The sequence below is a fragment of the Nocardia sp. NPDC004604 genome, from assembly GCF_040609795.1.
Classification (GTDB): domain Bacteria; phylum Actinomycetota; class Actinomycetes; order Mycobacteriales; family Mycobacteriaceae; genus Nocardia.
The window spans coordinates 1-17,707 of the sequence record NZ_JBEXLC010000177.1; the positions used below are offsets into that span (position 1 = coordinate 1).

The 17,707-nt window shown below is 66.2% G+C and carries 12 protein-coding genes and 1 pseudogene; 3 read left to right on the plus strand and 10 right to left on the minus strand.

The genetic code is table 11. From position 1 onward, the window contains the following. Nucleotides 1–108: 108 nt before the first annotated feature. From ABZW16_RS38085 to ABZW16_RS38110, 6 genes are all read right to left on the minus strand, one after another. Nucleotides 109–543, minus strand: coding sequence for an STAS domain-containing protein (locus ABZW16_RS38085; protein WP_354960992.1), 435 nt, complete (start codon nucleotides 541–543; stop codon nucleotides 109–111). A gap of 269 nt (nucleotides 544–812) precedes the next feature. Beyond that, on the minus strand, nucleotides 813–2,093 hold the full coding sequence (gene clpX, locus ABZW16_RS38090; protein WP_063044679.1) for an ATP-dependent Clp protease ATP-binding subunit ClpX: 1,281 nt from the start codon (nucleotides 2,091–2,093) through the stop codon (nucleotides 813–815). 429 nt (nucleotides 2,094–2,522) lie between these two features. Next, entirely contained in the window at nucleotides 2,523–3,191 is a 669-nt protein-coding gene (locus ABZW16_RS38095; protein WP_354960993.1) for an ATP-dependent Clp protease proteolytic subunit, read from the minus strand. A 45-nt stretch (nucleotides 3,192–3,236) separates the two neighbouring features. Beyond that, nucleotides 3,237–3,824, minus strand: a complete 588-nt coding sequence (locus tag ABZW16_RS38100; protein WP_354960994.1) for an ATP-dependent Clp protease proteolytic subunit — start codon at nucleotides 3,822–3,824, stop codon at nucleotides 3,237–3,239. A gap of 200 nt (nucleotides 3,825–4,024) precedes the next feature. Next, entirely contained in the window at nucleotides 4,025–5,401 is a 1,377-nt protein-coding gene (gene tig / locus ABZW16_RS38105; RefSeq protein ID WP_354960995.1) for a trigger factor, read from the minus strand. Nucleotides 5,402–5,554: 153 nt separating this feature from the next. Next, nucleotides 5,555–6,145, minus strand: coding sequence for an FKBP-type peptidyl-prolyl cis-trans isomerase (locus ABZW16_RS38110; RefSeq protein WP_354960996.1), 591 nt, complete (start codon nucleotides 6,143–6,145; stop codon nucleotides 5,555–5,557). Between the two features lie 276 nt (nucleotides 6,146–6,421). Here ABZW16_RS38110 and ABZW16_RS38115 point away from each other — a divergent pair, with 276 nt between their 5' ends. Genes ABZW16_RS38115 through ABZW16_RS38125 form a run of 3 tightly spaced genes read left to right on the plus strand, consistent with a single transcriptional unit; the run spans nucleotide 6,422 to nucleotide 13,335 of the window. After that, nucleotides 6,422–8,890: a phosphoketolase family protein gene (locus tag ABZW16_RS38115; protein ID WP_354960997.1), complete on the plus strand. Its 2,469-nt coding sequence runs from the start codon at nucleotides 6,422–6,424 to the stop codon at nucleotides 8,888–8,890. Between the two features lie 54 nt (nucleotides 8,891–8,944). Beyond that, nucleotides 8,945–10,765 carry a 3' terminal RNA ribose 2'-O-methyltransferase Hen1 gene (locus tag ABZW16_RS38120; protein WP_354960998.1) on the plus strand — a complete coding sequence of 607 codons (1,821 nt, stop codon included), beginning with the start codon at nucleotides 8,945–8,947 and terminating at the stop codon, nucleotides 10,763–10,765. Beyond that, the gene (locus tag ABZW16_RS38125) at nucleotides 10,765–13,335 is read left to right on the plus strand and encodes a polynucleotide kinase-phosphatase (RefSeq protein WP_354960999.1); all 2,571 of its coding nucleotides are present in this window, start codon (nucleotides 10,765–10,767) and stop codon (nucleotides 13,333–13,335) included. Before ABZW16_RS38120 ends, ABZW16_RS38125 begins: the two co-directional genes overlap by 1 nt. Nucleotides 13,336–13,832: 497 nt before the next feature. On the opposite strand, the gene ABZW16_RS38130 is transcribed toward ABZW16_RS38125, so the two are convergent. The 4 genes and pseudogenes from ABZW16_RS38130 to ABZW16_RS38145 all read right to left on the minus strand — a co-directional run. Continuing rightward, nucleotides 13,833–15,077 carry a GMC family oxidoreductase gene (locus tag ABZW16_RS38130; RefSeq protein ID WP_354961000.1) on the minus strand — a complete coding sequence of 415 codons (1,245 nt, stop codon included), beginning with the start codon at nucleotides 15,075–15,077 and terminating at the stop codon, nucleotides 13,833–13,835. A 170-nt stretch (nucleotides 15,078–15,247) separates the two neighbouring features. Next, nucleotides 15,248–15,802, minus strand: a pseudogene (locus ABZW16_RS38135) (gluconate 2-dehydrogenase subunit 3 family protein); the annotation flags it as partial. Between the two features lie 228 nt (nucleotides 15,803–16,030). Further along, nucleotides 16,031–17,530, minus strand: a complete 1,500-nt coding sequence (locus ABZW16_RS38140) for a HAMP domain-containing sensor histidine kinase (protein WP_354961002.1) — start codon at nucleotides 17,528–17,530, stop codon at nucleotides 16,031–16,033. Further along, on the minus strand, nucleotides 17,527–17,707 hold a 181-nt coding region (locus tag ABZW16_RS38145; RefSeq protein ID WP_354961004.1), incomplete at its 5' end, for a helix-turn-helix domain-containing protein. The genes ABZW16_RS38140 and ABZW16_RS38145, both read right to left, overlap by 4 nt.

Below are 17,707 nucleotides of genomic sequence, written 5' to 3' on the forward strand. Positions count from 1 at the left end.
TCGCATAACACTCTTCCCCTCCACGACCCTCTTCCGATCTTCTGAATCGGGGCGAACTGTCCGCGGGTGCGGCAGTCGAATTCGACTGCCGCACCCGCGTTTTCGCTATCAGGCGCTCACGCGCGCCACCTCGAACGCCGTCGCCCGAGCAACCGCGGCGAGGCTCGGCACGATATCGAACACCGCGGCATGACCCGCAACCTCGAGCAGCCGGTCCACGCAGCGCGGACCGGTGATCAACTGAAGTCGTCGGCCGCTGTGGGCGCACCAGGAACGGGCGTCCATCAGAACCCGGAGCCCGGCAACGCCGAAGAACGTTACCTGCGACAGGTCGATGACCACCACCGCACCCGCCGTGGGCAGGGCCCCGACCAGGGACCGGCGAAGAGTATCGGCCGTCAGATAATCCACTTCACCGCCCACCGCGCACAATGTGATCGAATCCATCGGCGGTAAGACCACGATGGACAGACGTTCGGCGGTTTGTCCGGATTCGCGCACGGGGGCCGTGCTGTCATCCGAGGAAATTGAAACTATCGGCATGAGGGACCTCGGTCCGTCGCACCCGCCACCAAAAACCTTGTAGGCGGGATCTTTTCGCCCGATCCAGCTATGGACCAAGACTGGGCTGGTTACTCAACCGTGACCTATGAGTACCCGAACCGAAAGCTCCGTACACATCGAGTTGGCCCAAGTGTGACCGCCGTCATATCGCGTGGTAGCAGTACCAGCGGCGGCGAGAGGCGCACCCGGGCCAGCCGGAAGCAACCGGAGGTTGCGGTTGCATTCGTCTGACCCGGTCCGCGTCGTGTTTACGCCGACTTCTCCCGGCGCTCCGCACGCTGCGCCTTGCGCGGCACGATGGTCGGCAGCACGTTGTCGTTGACGGTATCGGCGTTGACGACCACCTTGGCGACGTCATCGCGGCTGGGGATATCGAACATCGCCAGCTGCAGGACCTCCTCCATGATGGCGCGCAGGCCACGGGCGCCGGTGCCGCGCAGGATCGCCTGATCGGCGATCGCCTCGAGCGCGTCATCGGTGAACTCGAGGTCGACGCCGTCCATCTCGAAGAGCCGTACGTACTGCTTCACCAGCGCGTTCTTCGGCTCGGAGAGAATCTTGACCAGCGAATCCTTGTCCAGGTTCGTCACCGAGGCGACGACGGGCAGACGGCCGATGAATTCCGGGATCAGACCGAACTTGATCAGATCCTCGGGCATCACCTCGGCGAAGTGGTCATCGGTGTCGATCTCGGCCTTGGAACGCACCTCGGCACCGAAGCCGATACCGCGGTGACCGGTGCGATCGGAGATGATCTTCTCCAGCCCGGCGAACGCGCCAGCCACGATGAAAAGCACGTTGGTGGTGTCGATCTGGATGAATTCCTGGTGCGGATGCTTGCGCCCGCCCTGCGGCGGCACGCTGGCCTGCGTGCCCTCCAGGATCTTCAGCAGCGCCTGCTGCACACCCTCACCGGAGACATCGCGGGTGATCGACGGATTCTCGCTCTTGCGCGCGATCTTGTCGACCTCATCGATGTAGATGATGCCGGTCTCGGCCCGCTTCACGTCGTAGTCCGCGGCCTGGATCAGCTTCAGCAGGATGTTCTCGACATCCTCACCGACGTATCCGGCCTCGGTCAGCGCCGTGGCGTCGGCAATGGCGAACGGGACATTGAGCATCTTGGCCAGCGTCTGCGCCAGATAGGTCTTACCGCAACCGGTGGGGCCGAGCATGAGAATGTTCGACTTGGCCAGCTCGACGGTTTCGCCCCGGCTGTCACGCCCCTTATCGCCCGCCTGGATGCGCTTGTAGTGGTTGTAGACGGCGACGGCGAGCGTGCGCTTGGCGGTGTCCTGCCCGATGACGTAGTTCTCGAGGAAATCCCGGATCTCGGCAGGCTTGGGCAGCTCATCGAGTTTGACCTCGCTGGACTCGGCCAGCTCTTCCTCGATGATCTCGTTGCATAGATCGATGCACTCGTCGCAGATGTACACCCCTGGTCCCGCAATGAGCTTCTTGACCTGCTTCTGGCTCTTTCCGCAGAACGAGCATTTCAGCAGATCGCCGCCATCTCCGATGCGCGCCATCTCGTGGGTCCCTACTTCCTTGTCCGCCTGCAACCGTCTATCCAGGTTGCCAGCAATCCGCCACCCTCGGGTGTAATCACGAACACCTCGAGCGAATCCGACGTTCGAGCACTGCCGTCAACCGGGAGCAAAGGTCCCTAGGTCGACCGTACCCGGTGTGCGCGACGGAGGTCGATAACTCGAGCATGTTTCTCGCCGGGGTTCTACGAGTTCTTACCACTATGGAACACGTTCACCCCGATCGACGGCCATTCGACACGCCTGGCCGCCCGCCCCGGAATGCCTTCTGCCGGACACCGTTCCGGCCGATCGACTTTCCTGAAGCAGTCCGGCCGGGCCACATGCCGAGTGGCACCTGTCCCGGCCGGAATATCCTGATATTGAGCAACTTACGAGCGATCAGCGCACCACGCCATCCGGCGCGGCTTCTTATTTCTGGGCGCTGAGCTTGCGGTAGTCGAACACCGTATCGATGATCCCGTATTCCTTGGCCTCCTCGGCCGTCAGGATCTTGTCGCGGTCGGTGTCCTTGCGGATGGTGTCCGCGTCCTTACCGGTGTGGCGCGCCAGCGTGGTCTCCATCAGGCGACGCATGCGCTCGATCTCGGCGGCCTGGATCTCCAGGTCCGAAACCTGCCCCTGGATACCGCCCTCCAGCGAGGGCTGGTGGATGAGGACCCGAGCGTTGGGAAGGCAGGCCCGCTTGCCGGGGGTGCCGGCGGCGAGCAGCACGGCGGCGGCCGAAGCGGCCTGACCGAGGCAGACGGTGGCGACATCGGCACGCACGTACTGCATGGTGTCGTAGATCGCCATCAGCGAGGTGAACGAGCCACCGGGCGAGTTGATGTACATGGTGATGTCGCGATCGGGATCCAGCGACTCCAGCACCAGCAGCTGCGCCATGATGTCGTTGGCCGAGGCGTCGTCGACCTGCACGCCGAGGAAGATGATGCGCTCCTCGAACAGCTTGTTGTACGGGTTGGACTCCTTGACACCGAAGCTGGAGTGCTCGATGAACGAGGGCAGGATGTAGCGCGACTGCGGGCTCGCCGGAGCGGTGCCGCCGAGACCGGCGCGCGGGTCGAACTGATTGACCATCTTCGTCTCCAAAGTCGTTGAGGGGGAACGGATCTGCGTGTTCAGTTAGTTACCCGCGCCGTTCGCCTGCGCCGCGTGGGTGATCACGCGGTCGATGAAGCCGTATTCCAGCGCCTGCGCCGCGGTGAACCAGCGGTCGCGGTCGGCATCGGCGGTGACCTGCTCGATCGACTTACCGGTGTGCAGCGCCTGCAACTCGTTGAGCTCGCGCTTGGTGTGCGCGAACTGCTCGGCCATGATCGCGATATCGGCCGCGGAACCACCGATGCCCGCCGAGGGCTGGTGCATCATGATGCGCGCATGCGGCAGGGCGAACCGCTTGCCCTTGGTGCCGGCGGTGAGCAGGAACTGACCCATCGATGCGGCCAGGCCCATGCCGTAGGTGGCGATATCGCACTCGGAGAACTGCATCGTGTCGTAGATGGCCATACCCGCGGTGACCGAACCACCTGGCGAGTTGATGTAGAGCGCGATCTCCTTGGTCGGATCCTCCGCCGACAGCAGCAGGATCTGCGCGCACACCTTGTTGGCGATGTCGTCGTCGACCTGGGTGCCGAGGAAGATGATGCGCGAACGCAGCAGACGCTCGTATACCGAATCACTGAGGTTGAGACCAGCAGTGGGGGAACTCATGACGACCCCTGCCTTGTTCATTGTCACGGATACCTGCCTTCTCTCACCGGCTCGTTGCTGAGGCCGAACAGCCATCTCTGGTTCGCTTGTCACAAACATTAACGAAGCAGGGCGGCACCGAACTCCCGGTACCGCCCATCTTCGCTCACAGCGCAATAACGCACCCATCCGGGGCGTCATCACGCTGGCACTTCATGAAGTTATTCGGCACTCGCCGCGGCGGCCTCGTCGGACTCCGCCGCATCGGTGGAACCCTCAGGGGCACCGAACATTTCGGCGGTGTCCACGGTGTTGCCCTCGGAGTCGGTGACCTTCACCTTGCCGACCACACCGGCCAGCGCCTTGCCGCGGCGGACATCGGCGAAGACCGCGCCGAGCTGACCCGCCTGCTGCACCTGCTGGATGAACTGCTCGGGCGACAGACCGTAGCGCTGCGCCTGGAACAGGATCCGCTCGGTGAGCTCCTCCTGGCCGACCTGGGTGTTGTCCGCCTCGGCGATGGCGTCCAGCAGCAGCTGGGTCTTCACCGACTTCTCGGCGGACTCCTTGGTGTCCTTGTCGAACTCCTCGCGGCTGGAACCCTGGGCCTCGAGCGCCTCGGCCAGTTTGGCCTCGTCGTGGTCGAAGCCGTGCACCGCATCGTGCAGCACGGCGTCGATCTCGGCCTGCACGACCGCCTCGGGCAGCGGCACCTCGACCTGCTCCAGCAGGGTCTCCAGCACCTTGTCGCGGATCTGACCGGCCTGCTCGACCTTCTTGACCCGCTCGACCCGGTTGCGCAGGTCTTCCTTCAGCTCGTCGAGGGTGTCGAATTCGCTGGCGAGCTGGGCGAAGTCGTCATCGGCCTCGGGCAGCTCGCGCTCCTTGACCGAGCGCACGGTGACGGTGATGACCGCCTCCTTGCCCGCATGCTCACCGGCGACCAGGGTCGAAGTGAACTCCTTGGACTCGTCGACCGAAAGGCCGATCAGCGCCTCGTCCAGGCCTTCGATCAGCTGACCGGAGCCGACCTCGTGGGACAGGCCGGTGGTGGCCGCCTCGGGCACGTCCTCGCCGTCGACGGTGGCCGAGAGATCGATGGAGACGAAGTCGCCGTTCTGGACCGGACGCTCGACACCGGTCAGGGTGCCGAAGCGCTGGCGCAGCGACTGCAGCTGTTCCTCGATGTCCTCGTCACCGATGGTGAACGAATCGACGGTCACCTCGATGCCGTCGTACGCGGGCAGGGTGATCTCGGGGCGCACGTCGACCTCGGCCGTGAACGCCAGCTCCTGGCCGTCCTCGATCTTGGTGATCTCGATCTCGGGCTGGCCGATGACCTTGACCTCGGACGTGGTGACGGCCTCGCTGTAGCGGCCGGGCAGTACGTCGTTGACGACCTGCTCCAGGATCGCGCCGCGGCCCACGCGGGCCTCGATGAGCTTGGCCGGGGCCTTGCCCGGACGGAAGCCGGGGATGCGGACCTGGTTGGCCAGCGCCTTGTAGGCCTTGTCGAAGTCCGGCTTCAGCTCCTCGAAAGGCACCTCGACGTTGATCCGGACCCGGGTCGGGCTCAGCTGCTCGACGGTGCTCTTCACGGACATGCTCCTTGTTCGTTGGTTCTGGTCGACTTGCTAGGGGTAATCACGAGCGAAATCGCCGCACGAGTTAACGTGCGCATCTCGACCAGATTAGTTGACCGGTCGCGGCGGGCTGCAGGCAGCACCACCGCCACGCACCCCGCGCCGTCGTCACTTGCCGACGGCGACCGCGTCGGTGACGAAGACCAGCGTCTCGTTGGGCTTGATGCCATTGCCACCTGCGCCGTAGCCGAGGTTCGGCGGGATGATCAGCAGCCGCCGCGCGCCCGCCTGCACACCGACCAGGCCCTGCTCCCAGCCCGGAATGACCTGTCCGGCGCCCAGCGTGAGCTGGAACGGCTTGCCGCGGTCGAACGAGCTGTCCAGCTTCTTCTTATCCGACCAGGTGATCAGCGTGTAGTTCATGGTGAGGGGCTGACCGGCGACCGCACCCGGACCGCTGCCCGCGACCAGATCCTTGACGACGAGTTGGGTCGGCGCGGTACAGGTGTCGGGGATGGTGATCTTCGGAGTGGCGCCGAAACCGCCGACCACCACGATGTCATCGGCGGTGCATTCGGCTCCGGTGGGCTGCGCGGGCAGCTGGCCGAAGGTGGGCTGCGCCGACGCCTTGGCGGGCGATGAGGCTGTCGCCGACGACGTGGCCGTCGAGCCCTTGTCATTGTCCGAGCCACAGGCGGCCAGCGCGAATGTCGCGGCGGCAATGGTGCCGATACCGATGATCCTGCGCAGTGTTTGCATGTGGCGGACCATAATCCACCCCGCATCGCCTCGCCCGAGCCACCCTTTCGATAGGGCGAGGACCGATGGCACCGGATCGGGTGACCTCCGGCACGAGACGGGCCGACCCCCGACGCGGGACGGTGAGAACCGATCGGCGCGGGGCCCCGCGTGGGTAGGCTGGCGGTGAATTCTCCATCCGGCGTTATCGATCGACGTCGGCAACCGTGCAGGACCCGTGACAGGCGGTCCATCGAGGTGCCGCTTCCGATGCCCGAGTGTGAGGAGAGTCGGCGTATGACGCAGATGGCCAGTGTCGGGGGCGATACCTCGGCCGACAATGTCGACAGCAGTGGCGGTGCCACCGTCGCACCGCGGCCGTATCGGCTCGGGGAGGTTTCCGGCCCCCTTGGACATACGGAGCTGGAATCGATCGACGCGTGGTGGCGTGCCGCGAACTATCTCGCGGTCGGCCAGATCTATCTCATGCGCAATCCGCTGCTGCGCGAACCGCTGCGCGCCGAACACATCAAGCCGCGGCTGCTCGGCCATTTCGGCACCGTGCCCGGTCTGAACCTGGTCTGGGTGCATGCGAATCGGGCGATCCGCCAGCGCGATCTGAATGCCGTCTTCGTGGCCGGTCCCGGGCACGGCGGGCCGGGGCCGAATGCATGCGCTTGGCTGGAGGGGACATATTCGGAGCTCTACAGCCATGTACCGCAGGATGAAACCGGGATGGCCGCGCTGTTCGCACAGTTCTCCTTCCCCGGTGGCGTGCCGAGTCACTGTGCGCCGGAAACTCCTGGTTCCTTCCACGAGGGCGGTGAGCTCGGCTATTCGCTGCTGCACGCATTCGGGGCGGCGCTCGACAATCCGGATCTGACGGTGTTCTGCGTGGTCGGCGACGGTGAGGCGGAGACCGGGCCGCTCGCGACGAGCTGGCATGCCAACAAATTCCTCAATCCGGTGCGCGACGGGGCGGTGCTGCCGATTCTCGCGTTGAATCAGTACAAGATCGCCAATCCGACCATCCTGGCTCGCATTCCGGAGTCGGAATTGCTGACCCTGCTGCGCGGATACGGCTACGAGCCGATCGTCGTGGCGGGCAGCGACCCGGCGCGGGTCCACCAGGAGATGGCGATCGCCGTTGACGCCTGTCTGGATCGCATCGCGGAGATTCAGCACATCGCCCGCGTGGGAACCGATGGGGTGCGCCCGATCTGGCCGATGATCGTGCTGCGCACGCCGAAGGGGTGGACCTGTCCGCCGGTGGTCGACGGCAATCAGGTCGAGGGCACATTCCGCGCGCATCAGGTGCCATTGGCGGCCGCGCGCACCGATGACCGGCACCGCGCGGTGCTCGAGCAGTGGTTGCGGGCCTATCGGCCGGAGCAGCTGTTCGATGAGTCGGGCAGGCCGGTTCCGGCACTGCTCGAGCTGGTGCCCGATGGTGATCGGCGGCTGAGCGCGAATCCAATTGCCAACGGGGGCAGGCTCGTTCGAGACCTGCGCTTGCCGGATTGGCGTTCCTATGGCGTCGAGGTACAGGAACCGGGTGCGACGCAGCACGAGGCGACCCGGGTGCTCGGCGGCTGGCTGCGCGATGTCACCGCACGCAATACCGATAACTTCCTCACCTTCGCCCCCGACGAACTGGCCAGCAATCGGCTGCAGGACATTCTGGAGGTAACCGGGCGCGACTGGCAGGCCGAAATCGGCGAATTCGATGTGGCCCTGGACCGGGGCGGGCGGGTTATCGAGGTGCTCTCCGAGCATATGTGCCAGGGACTGCTCGAGGGCTATCTGCTGACCGGTAGACACGGGGTTTTCACCTGCTACGAGGCATTCATCCACATTGTCGACGCGATGTTCAATCAGCACGCCAAATGGCTGGACGCGAGTGCGGCGGTCCCATGGCGGCAGCCCATCGCGAGCCTGAATTACCTATTGTCGTCACATGTTTGGCGCCAGGACCACAATGGTTTCACCCATCAGGATCCCGGATTCCTCGATGTGGTGTTGAACAAGAAGCCCTCGATCGTGCGGGTGTATCTGCCGCCGGACGCGAATACGCTGCTGTCGACCTACGACCACTGTCTGCGCTCGCGGCATTACGTCAACGTGGTGGTCGCGGGGAAGCAGCCACAGGCCGACTGGCTCTCGGTTTCCGATGCCGCGGTGCACTGTGCGCGCGGTGCCGGAATCTGGGAGTGGGCCGGACAGCACGACGATCCCGGCACCATCCCCGATGTCGTACTCGCCTGTGCCGGCGATATACCGACATTGGAAACGCTTGCGGCGGCGGCGATTCTGCGTGCGCGGCTGCCGCAACTGCGGATCCGGGTGGTGAATGTAGTCGACCTGATGCGACTACAACCCGCGGACGAACATCCACATGGACTGTCCGACAGTGAGTTCGACGCACTGTTCACGCGGGACCGTCCGGTGATCTTCGCGTTCCACGGGTATCCGTGGCTGATCCACCGCCTGACCTACCGCCGCACCAACCACGGCGAGATGCACGTGCGCGGATACATCGAAAAGGGAACCACCACAACACCTTTCGATATGGTCATGCTCAACAACCTGGACCGGTACCACTTGGTGACGGACGTCATCGACCGGGTGCCGACGCTGCGGGAGCAGGCGGCCGGGCTGCGGCAGGAAATGGTCGACGCCCGCTGGAACGCCCGCGCGTGGACTCGCGAACACGGCGAGGACATCCCGGCCGTCGCCAACTGGACCTGGCCGGACGTCAGTCTCTGATCAGCCAACCGAAACCTCCTTGCGTGCGGTCTGCGGCTCGGCGACGATCGCAAGATGCTGTTGACGATCACCTGCACACCGCCGGAGGGCGCGGCTTGGCCCGCGACCGATCTGGGCTTCTTGCTGCACAAGAATCCCGACCGGGTGCAGGCGTTCGAGCAGTCCTACGGCACCGCGCATATCGTGTATCCGGAGGCCACCGCCGCCCGATGCACGGCGGCGCTGCTGTTGGAGATCGATCCGATTCGGTTGGTGCGCGGGCGTTCCCGCAGCACACCGGATTTCAGCCTCGGCCAGTATGTCAACGACCGGCCCTACGCGGCGTCGTCACTGCTGTCGGTCGCACTCGGCGCGGTATTCCGCACCGCCCTGCACGGCCGCTGCGACCAGCGACCCGAATTGGTGCGCACCGCGCTGCCGCTGCGCATTGCCTTGCCCGCGGTGCCGTGCAAGGGCGGACCGGAGGCGGCCGAGCGGGTCTTCGCGCCGCTGGGCTGGAGCGTGATCGCCGAACCACTCCCCCTCGATCCGGCCTTCCCGGAATGGGGCGACTCGCATTACGTGCGACTGGAGCTCACCGGCACCATCCGCCTGGCCGACGCACTCGCGCACCTGTACGTCCTACTGCCGGTGCTCGATGGTGCCAAGCATTACTGGCTGGCCGCCGACGAGGTCGACAAGCTCATCCGCGCGGGTGCCGGCTGGCTCGCCGACCATCCGGAACGCGCCTGGATCACCCGGCGCTACCTGGCTCGACGCCAGTCGCTGGTGCGCACCGCTTTGGCCCGGCTCGCCGAGGTCGACGATGTGGAGCCGGAGGAGCTCGATGCGGTCGAGGAAGGCTTCGACGAGTCGCTGGAGACAGCCGACGACACGATCGTGTCCGACGATGTGAACAATGGCCGAGCATCGACGGACCGGTCGGGTGATTCCGCGGAACCCGGCACTGCGCCTGCGGTTTTCGTGGTATCCGCCGAGGGGGCGAGCTCCGAGTCCGAGGATGTGTTCGACAAAGCCGGGCGCGACGTGTTCCCGGCGACCGAGGATGCGGTGGCGAAGTCCATGTCGATCGAGGCCGCGGTGGTGCATTCCGCGTCGACCGAGAACGCGGCAGCACAGCCCACATCCACCGAGAACGCGGCAGCACAGCCCACATCCACCAAGGACGTGGCGGAACAGCCAACATCGACGGAGGCTGTGGAGATAGCGGGCACCGCGATAGAGGGCGATGAGCGTACGCCGCCGCTGGCGGTTATGCGGCGGGCCGCGGTATTGGCCGCGCTGCGGGAGGTCGGGGCGCATCGGGTGCTCGATCTCGGCTGCGGGGAGGGGGCACTATTGCGGGAATTGTTGGCAGACAAGGCTTTTACCGACGTCGTCGGTGTAGACGTATCGATGCGGGCACTGAATATCACCAAGCGGCGGTTGCGGCTGGATCGGATGCCGGAGCGGGTGGCGCGGCGGTTGACATTGCTCCAGGGGGCACTAACGTATACCGATGCGCGACTGCACGGGTATGACGCGGCGGTGCTGATGGAGGTCGTCGAGCATATCGACGAGCCACGGCTGGCCGCCCTCGAATACGCCGTATTCGGCTCGGCCACACCGGGTTCCGTCATCGTGACAACGCCGAACGCGGAGTACAACGCGGTGTACGAAACACTTCCGGCGGGCAAGTTCCGGCACTCCGATCACCGGTTCGAATGGACCCGTGCGGAATTCGCGGACTGGGCATCCCGCGTGGCCGCACGGTACGGGTACGCGGTGCGATTCGAGCCCGTCGGTGTCGAACATCCCGAATTCGGCCCGCCCACGCAGCTAGCGCTGTTCACCAGGGCCGTGACGTCCGACGACAGTACGAGAGGAGCGGCGTGATGACCGAACTGGCGGTCCCGGAGCTCTCACTCGTCGTGCTGATCGGCAGCACCGGCTCCGGGAAATCGACATTCGCGCACAAGCACTTTCGGCACACCGCAATCGTTTCGTCGGACGCCTGTCGCGGCGTCGTCAGCGATGACGAGAACGATCAGTCCGCGACGCCGGATGCCTTCGCACTGCTGCACCATATCGCCGGTATCCGACTGCGGCGCGGACTGCGCACCGTTATCGATGCCACCAATGTGCAGCCCAAGGCGCGTCAGGAACTGATTGCGGTGGCGCGGGCGCACGATGTGCTGCCGGTGGCGATCGTGCTCGACGTCGCCGACGACGTGTGCTTCGAACGCAATGCGCTACGCCCCGACCGGTCACACCTGGCCCGGCACGTGGTCACCAGACAACAGCGCGAACTGCGCCGAGGTCTGCGCGGTCTGGAACGCGAGGGCTTCCGGAAGGTCTACATACTGCGCGGAGCCGAGGAGATCGAGTCCGCCACCATTGTCGACGAAAAGGCGTGGAACGACAGGCGTGACCGCACCGGACCGTTCGACGTGATCGGCGATGTGCACGGCTGCCGCGCCGAATTGGAGACGCTCCTCGGGGAACTCGGCTACCAGCTGGCGCGCGACGATGCGGGACGTGCGGTCGGCGCGAGTCACCCGGCCGGACGCACCGCGGTATTCGTCGGCGATCTGGTCGATCGTGGGCCGGATACCCCCGGCGTGTTGCGACTCGTCATGGGGATGGTGCGCGCGGGAACGGCGCTGTGCGTCACCGGAAATCATGAGAACAAGCTGGTGCGTGCGCTCGATGGCAAGAAGGTGCGCATCGCACACGGGCTCGCGGAATCGCTGGCCCAGTTGGAGACCGAGGACGAGGACTTCCGCAAGGCGGCGCTGGACTTCTGCCGCGGCCTGATCAGCCACTACGTACTCGACGGCGGCCGGTTGGTGGTCGCGCATGCCGGACTCAAAGAGGAGTACCACGGGCGTGCGTCCGGGCGGGTTCGCGCCTTCGCCATGTATGGCGAATCCACCGGGGAGACCGATGAATACGGCCTTCCGGTGCGTTATCCGTGGGCCGAGGACTACCGTGGCCGTGCCACTGTGTTGTACGGCCACACGCCGGTGACCGACCTGCGCTGGGTGAACAACACCCTGTGCCTGGATACCGGCGTCGTCTTCGGCGGCAAGCTCTCGGCCCTGCGCTATCCGGAGCGCGTACCGGTTTCGGTTCCGGCCGAGCGGGTTTGGTACGAGCCGGTACGGCCGTTGGAGGCCACCACCATCGCGACGCCCGGCGGTGTCGTGCACCGCGATCCGGGCGTACTCGACCTGGACGATGTCATGGGTCGCCGGGTGGTGGAAACCCGCCAGCACGGCCGCGTCGGTGTGCAGGAGGAGAACGCCGGGGCCGCATTGGAGGTGATGAGCCGCTTCGCGATCGATCCGCGATGGCTGGTGTACCTGCCCCCGACCATGGCACCGTGTGCGACCACCCAGCTGGACGGCTACCTCGAACATCCTGCCGAGGCCTTCGACTACTACCGGTCCGAGGGCGTGCGGCGCGTGGTGTGCGAGGAGAAGCACATGGGTTCGCGCGCAATCGTGCTGGTGACGCGTTCGGCGCGGACCGCGGCCGACCGGTTCGGCGTCGACGACGGCAGCACCGGTGCGCTCTACACCCGCACCGGACGCCCGTTCTTCGCTGACACGGCGCAGACCGAGGAACTGCTCACGCGAGTGCGTGCCGCAGCCGAATCCGCGGGCCTGTTCGAGGAATTGCACACCGATTGGCTGCTGCTGGATGCCGAGCTGATGCCGTGGTCGGCCAAAGCCGTTGGCCTGCTACGCAATCAGTACGCCGCCGTCGGCGCGGCGGCGCGCGCCGCACTCGATACGGCGACCGATCTGCTGGCCGCCGTCACCGCCCGCGGCCTGGATGTCGCCGATCTCGCGGACCGCACCACGGCACGCAAAACCGACGCGGCGGCCTTCACCGCCGCCTATGGCCGCTACTGCTGGCCGGTCGATGGCCTGGCCGGACTACGAATCGCACCGTTCCAGATCCTGGCCGGTTCGGGCGTCAATTACGCAGTGCGCGACCATGATTGGCACCTGTCGCAGATCGACCGCCTGGTGGCCGCCGACGCCGAGCTATTCACCCCGACCGGCCGGATGGTCGTCGATTTGACCGATCCGACCAGCGCGGCCACCGCCACTTCCTGGTGGATCGAATTGACCACGGCAGGCGGCGAGGGCATGGTGGTGAAGCCGTACGACGCGATGGTCCGCGGCGACGGTGATCGGCTGGTGCAACCGGGCGTGAAATGCCGTGGCCCCGAATATCTTCGGATCATCTACGGCCCGGAGTACCTGCGTGACAACAACTTGCTCCGACTACGCACTCGCAGCCTCGGCCGCAAGCGCTCAATGGCACTGCGGGAGTATGCATTGGGGCTGGAGGCACTCGACCGTTTCGTCACGGGTGAACCACTCTGGCGCGTGCACGAGGCCGTGTTCGCGGTCCTCGCACTCGAGTCCGAGCCGGTCGACCCGCGCCTCTAACAAGCAGCGATTGCACGCACGCCGGTCGGATGACCGGCGTGCAAGCCCGCGCTCCCAACCAACACCGGTCATCCGCCGAGAATGCGCTGATGCAGGTGCACTCTCGACGTTTACCTGCGTGAGCGCATGGTGATCGCTTGTCCAAGCGGCTTCGACTGGGTCGGTGAGGTCGGCGTAGAGATCGTTGATCAGGGCGGTGATCAGGTCGTCGCGGGTCGGGAAGTAGCTGTAGACCGCGTTGGCGGTCATGCCCATGTCGCGGGCGATCGCCCGCAGCGTGATCGCGCCCAGGCCGCCCTGCTCGACGAAGTCGAGTTGCCGCGATTCGTCCAGCGCCGCTTCACCATCGGCTACTAGCAGCACACCCGCGCACCGTCCTCCGACGGCGGCCGGTGCGCGTCGGCGATTACCGCGTGACGTCTTCGCGCAGGCTGGAACCTCCGCGGCGCTTACGCAGCATGCGTCAGCTCGGGATCCGGCGACGCCGCGACGGCCGGTCAGGTGAGGCGGGCGGCCAATCTGGCGGCGTTCATGTGGGCTATGGCTTCGATGCTGAGCATCGGGTTCACGCCGGAGGCGGTGGGGAAGCAGGAGCCGTCTGCGACAACGAGATTCGGCACGTCCCAGACCACACCGTCGGGGTCGGTGGCCGAATCGGCGCGCGAGCCGCCCATGCGGGCCGAGCCCATGATGTGCAGCGCACCCATCGCACAGCGGCCGGGGCCGTAACCGGCGCGCAGACATTCCGCGACGAAGGTGTCGTGTGAGCCCGCGATACCGGGTTCGTAAACCGGGCCGGACTGATGTCCGGAGAAGATCCGGCGCGCCCCCGCTGCCTCCAGAATCCTTGCCGCGCCTTCGATTCCGGCGTGCATGTGGGCCTGGTCGTATCCGGACAGCCGGTAGCGGACCACCGCGTCACCGGCACGGTCGATCGATACCGTGCCGTGGTCGCGATCTCGGGTGATGACGCCGACCGCGACGGTATGCGCGAGATTGTGCATGATCGCACGATGCTGGGCCGCACCGGTCCAGTTGAGGAAGCCGACCGTCATGCCCGGTGTCAGCGGGCCGGTCTCGTAGATCACGCCGTAACCGTGGCCGTCGAGGTCACGATGCTCGGTGGAATAGCGCGTCTGCAGACCGCCCGCCCAGGGACGGATCTCCTCGTCGAAGGTGCCGAAGACCGCGGTGGCGGGATGCAGGCGCAGGTAGCGGCCGATATTCGGGCCGGATATCCCGGAGCGGCGCAGTAGTGCCGGGGTGTGGATCGCACCCGCAGCGACGACCACCGCGCGGGCCCGGATGGTGACCGCGTCACCCTCCGGCGTCACGGCCGCGACGCCGCTGGCACTGCCATCGCGCAGCGTGATGGTGCGGACCTCGGTATCGATCAGCAGTCGCGCGCCGTGCTCGGCAGCATCGGCGAGCCAGGTCTTGGTCACCGACTGCTTCGCGCCGATCCGGCAGCCGAAACCGCAGCGGCCGCATTCGATTCCGGCATCACAGCCGCGTACATTGCGCGGCATCGCATCGACGTGCCAATCCAGTTCGCGCAGACCACGTTCCAGGACGGTATCGCGGCCGGAGGCATCGGAGTGCTCGCCGTTGACCCCGAGTCGCGCGTGCACCGCATCCAGCGCCTCGGTGTATTCATCGGCCGCGAATTGCTCGGCGCCCAAGCTGGCCCATTCCTCGCGCACATCGTCCGGCGTGCGGAAGGAGGTGGTCCAGTTGACCACCGTGCCGCCGCCGAGACACGATCCGCGACGAGGCCGAGCTGCCCCTCCTGTGTGGTCGCCGGGCCGGGGGAGTACAGATTCAGCAGTCCGGTGAGCTCGCCGGTCCCGAAATCCGCGTCATCGTAGTATCCGCCACGTTCGACGACCACGACGTCCAGTCCGGCCGCCGCGAGTACCGCCGCCGCGGTGCCGCCGCCCGCGCCGGACCCGACGACCACCACATCACAGTCGAGCGACGTCTCGCCGGTCGGGCGCAGCGGAGTCAATGCGGGCCGTGGCGCATCGGGCAGCGCGCCGAACGGACCCGGAAATCCCATCTGCTGCCAGGCCGGATTGGTACCCGTCGCCCCGGGCGTCGCGTAGTAGGCAGTCAACGCAGCACCCTTGAGCGCCTGGAAGACCGCGCGCTTGCGGGCCAGCCGAGAATTCCCGAGCCGTCGCAGTGCCTGCTCGCGGTCGGCCTGCGTGAGATCGCCGAATCTGTGCGGCCCGGCCCCGATCAATACCCCGAACGTCCGGGAATTCCACATGCGCAGCAGGGTTTCGAAGGCGCGACGCTGCGCTGCACTCGGATTGCGGGCCAGCAACTGCTCAACCGCGTCGACGGCGCCTAGGCGCGACGCGGACGGCAACTCAGCCCCGTCCCCTGGCGCGAAGGTATCGCAGATGAGGCCGAGCGTCGCGCGCTGGGCGAGAGTCAAGGACACGAGTCTCCTCCGGCACACAGCTCCAGAACAGTCATTAACTTAACCTACCCGCGCGAACCCGCCGACGAGCCTTATCTGCCCAGAATGATCAGCAGCAGCACCTTCTGCAGCATGTCCAACGCCCGGCCGACGGCAAGCGCGGTGTCCACGAAATCTGCGCTGCCCACAGCAGCCCTCTTTCCTCGGGCAATCGAGCCCCGAACCGCACTGTCGCAGGGAACGGATGGGCATGTCCACGACGAAGATTCAGATGGCGGCGAAGAGGATTCGGAACGTGGTGCCCGCGCCGGGCGTGCGCAGCAGCTGGATCCGGGCACCGTGTGCACCGAGGATCGCATCGGCAATGGCGAGTCCGAGCCCCGAACCACCGGTGCGCGAACGCGATTCGGCCGCCCGGTAGAAGCGGTCGAAGATGCGCGGTGCGTTCTCCGGCGCAATGCCGGGTCCGTCGTCGCGGACATCGAGCACCGCGAATTCGGATACCTCGGGCGGTGCCGCGCCCGCCTCGGCGGCCACCGGATCGACCAGCGTATTCGCGGCTCGGATCCCGACCGCAACGGTGACCGACGCCTCGGCTGGCGTGTGTACCAACGCATTATTGACCAGATTCGTCACGACCTGCCGCAATCGGTGCTCGTCACCGACCACCCGGACCGGCGCGTCCGGACCATCGAGTCCGATATCCCGGTCCGGCGCCCGGGTTACCGCATCGCGCACCACATCCGCCGCGAGCGCCACCAAGTCGACCTCCGCCAGATCCAGCGCACGTTCCTGGTCGAACTTGGCGAGCAGCAGCAGATCGTCGACGAGCAGGCCCATCCGGATCGCCTCGCCCTCGATCCGGCGCATCATCTCCCGCACACCCGCCTCGTCCTGCGCGCCGCCGCGCCGATACAGCTCGGCGTACCCGCGCACCGAAGTCAGCGGGGTGCGCAGTTCATGGGAGGCATCCGCGACGAAGGCCCGCATCCGCCCTTCGGAATCGGCGAGTTGACGCAGCGCCGAGGACAACCGGGTGACCATCACATTGAATGCGGCGCCGAGTCGCCCCACTTCGGTATGCGGATCGGTCGGTGCGACACGGCGATCCAGATCTCCCGCGGCGATCGCCTCGGCCGTGTGTTCGATCCGGGTCAGCGGTCGCAGGCCGAGCCGGACCAGCACCGCCGCGATCACCGAAATGGCAATCAGCAGCGTTGCGCCCGCCGCGAGCTCGATGGTGCGGAGTTTGCCGGTGGTCGCCTCGGTGGTTGCCAGCGACATCGCGATCGCGACGGTGCCGCCATTGGGCTGCCATTCGGTCGCTGGCTGTACGACCGTGCGCACCCGCCACCGGATATCGCTCTTCTGGTCGCCGACCGTGAAAGCGGTATTCGCCCTGGCCCGCACCGAGGCGGCATCCATCGACGGCAAAGCCGGTACCGTGCTCAACTCGACCGGCGCACCGAGCCTGCCGATCGGCCGACCCACGACATCGAAGAACATGAGCCGAAAGTCCGAGGGCAACTGCTCGAACTCCGGCGCACCCGACGGTGGCGGCGGCGGTGGTCGCTTGGTCGAGGTCATATCGCTGGCAACATGATTCAGCTGCTCGTCCACCCGATCGAGCAGCGCACGATCCAACATCGCGATGCTGAGCAGCCCGAATGCCACCATCCCGATCCCGGCGATCGCGACCAGGACCAGCAGTAGCCGGGTGCGCAATGTCAACCGGCGCCGCCGATCCCAGATCCGACCGGCCGTCACGAGCGCGCGCCGCCCTGCCGGATGGTGTAGCCGACACCGCGAATCGTATGGATCAACGGTGGATTCCGGGCATCCACCTTGCGCCGGAGCTGACTGATGAAGGTCTCGACGACCCGGGCGTCGCGCCCGGTCTCCGCACTCCACACCCGGTCGATGATCTGCTGTTTGCTGACCACC

Coding starts and splice junctions, on each gene's coding strand:
- ABZW16_RS38085 (WP_354960992.1), bottom strand. CDS start 543: ATGCCGATAGTTTCAATTTCCTCGGATGACAGCACGGCCCCCGTGCGC.
- clpX (WP_063044679.1), bottom strand. CDS start 2,093: ATGGCGCGCATCGGAGATGGCGGCGATCTGCTGAAATGCTCGTTCTGC.
- ABZW16_RS38115 (WP_354960997.1), top strand. CDS start 6,422: ATGACGCAGATGGCCAGTGTCGGGGGCGATACCTCGGCCGACAATGTC.
- ABZW16_RS38100 (WP_354960994.1), bottom strand. CDS start 3,824: ATGAGTTCCCCCACTGCTGGTCTCAACCTCAGTGATTCGGTATACGAG.
- ABZW16_RS38110 (WP_354960996.1), bottom strand. CDS start 6,145: ATGCAAACACTGCGCAGGATCATCGGTATCGGCACCATTGCCGCCGCG.
- ABZW16_RS38125 (WP_354960999.1), top strand. CDS start 10,765: ATGACCGAACTGGCGGTCCCGGAGCTCTCACTCGTCGTGCTGATCGGC.
- ABZW16_RS38095 (WP_354960993.1), bottom strand. CDS start 3,191: ATGGTCAATCAGTTCGACCCGCGCGCCGGTCTCGGCGGCACCGCTCCG.
- ABZW16_RS38120 (WP_354960998.1), top strand. CDS start 8,945: ATGCTGTTGACGATCACCTGCACACCGCCGGAGGGCGCGGCTTGGCCC.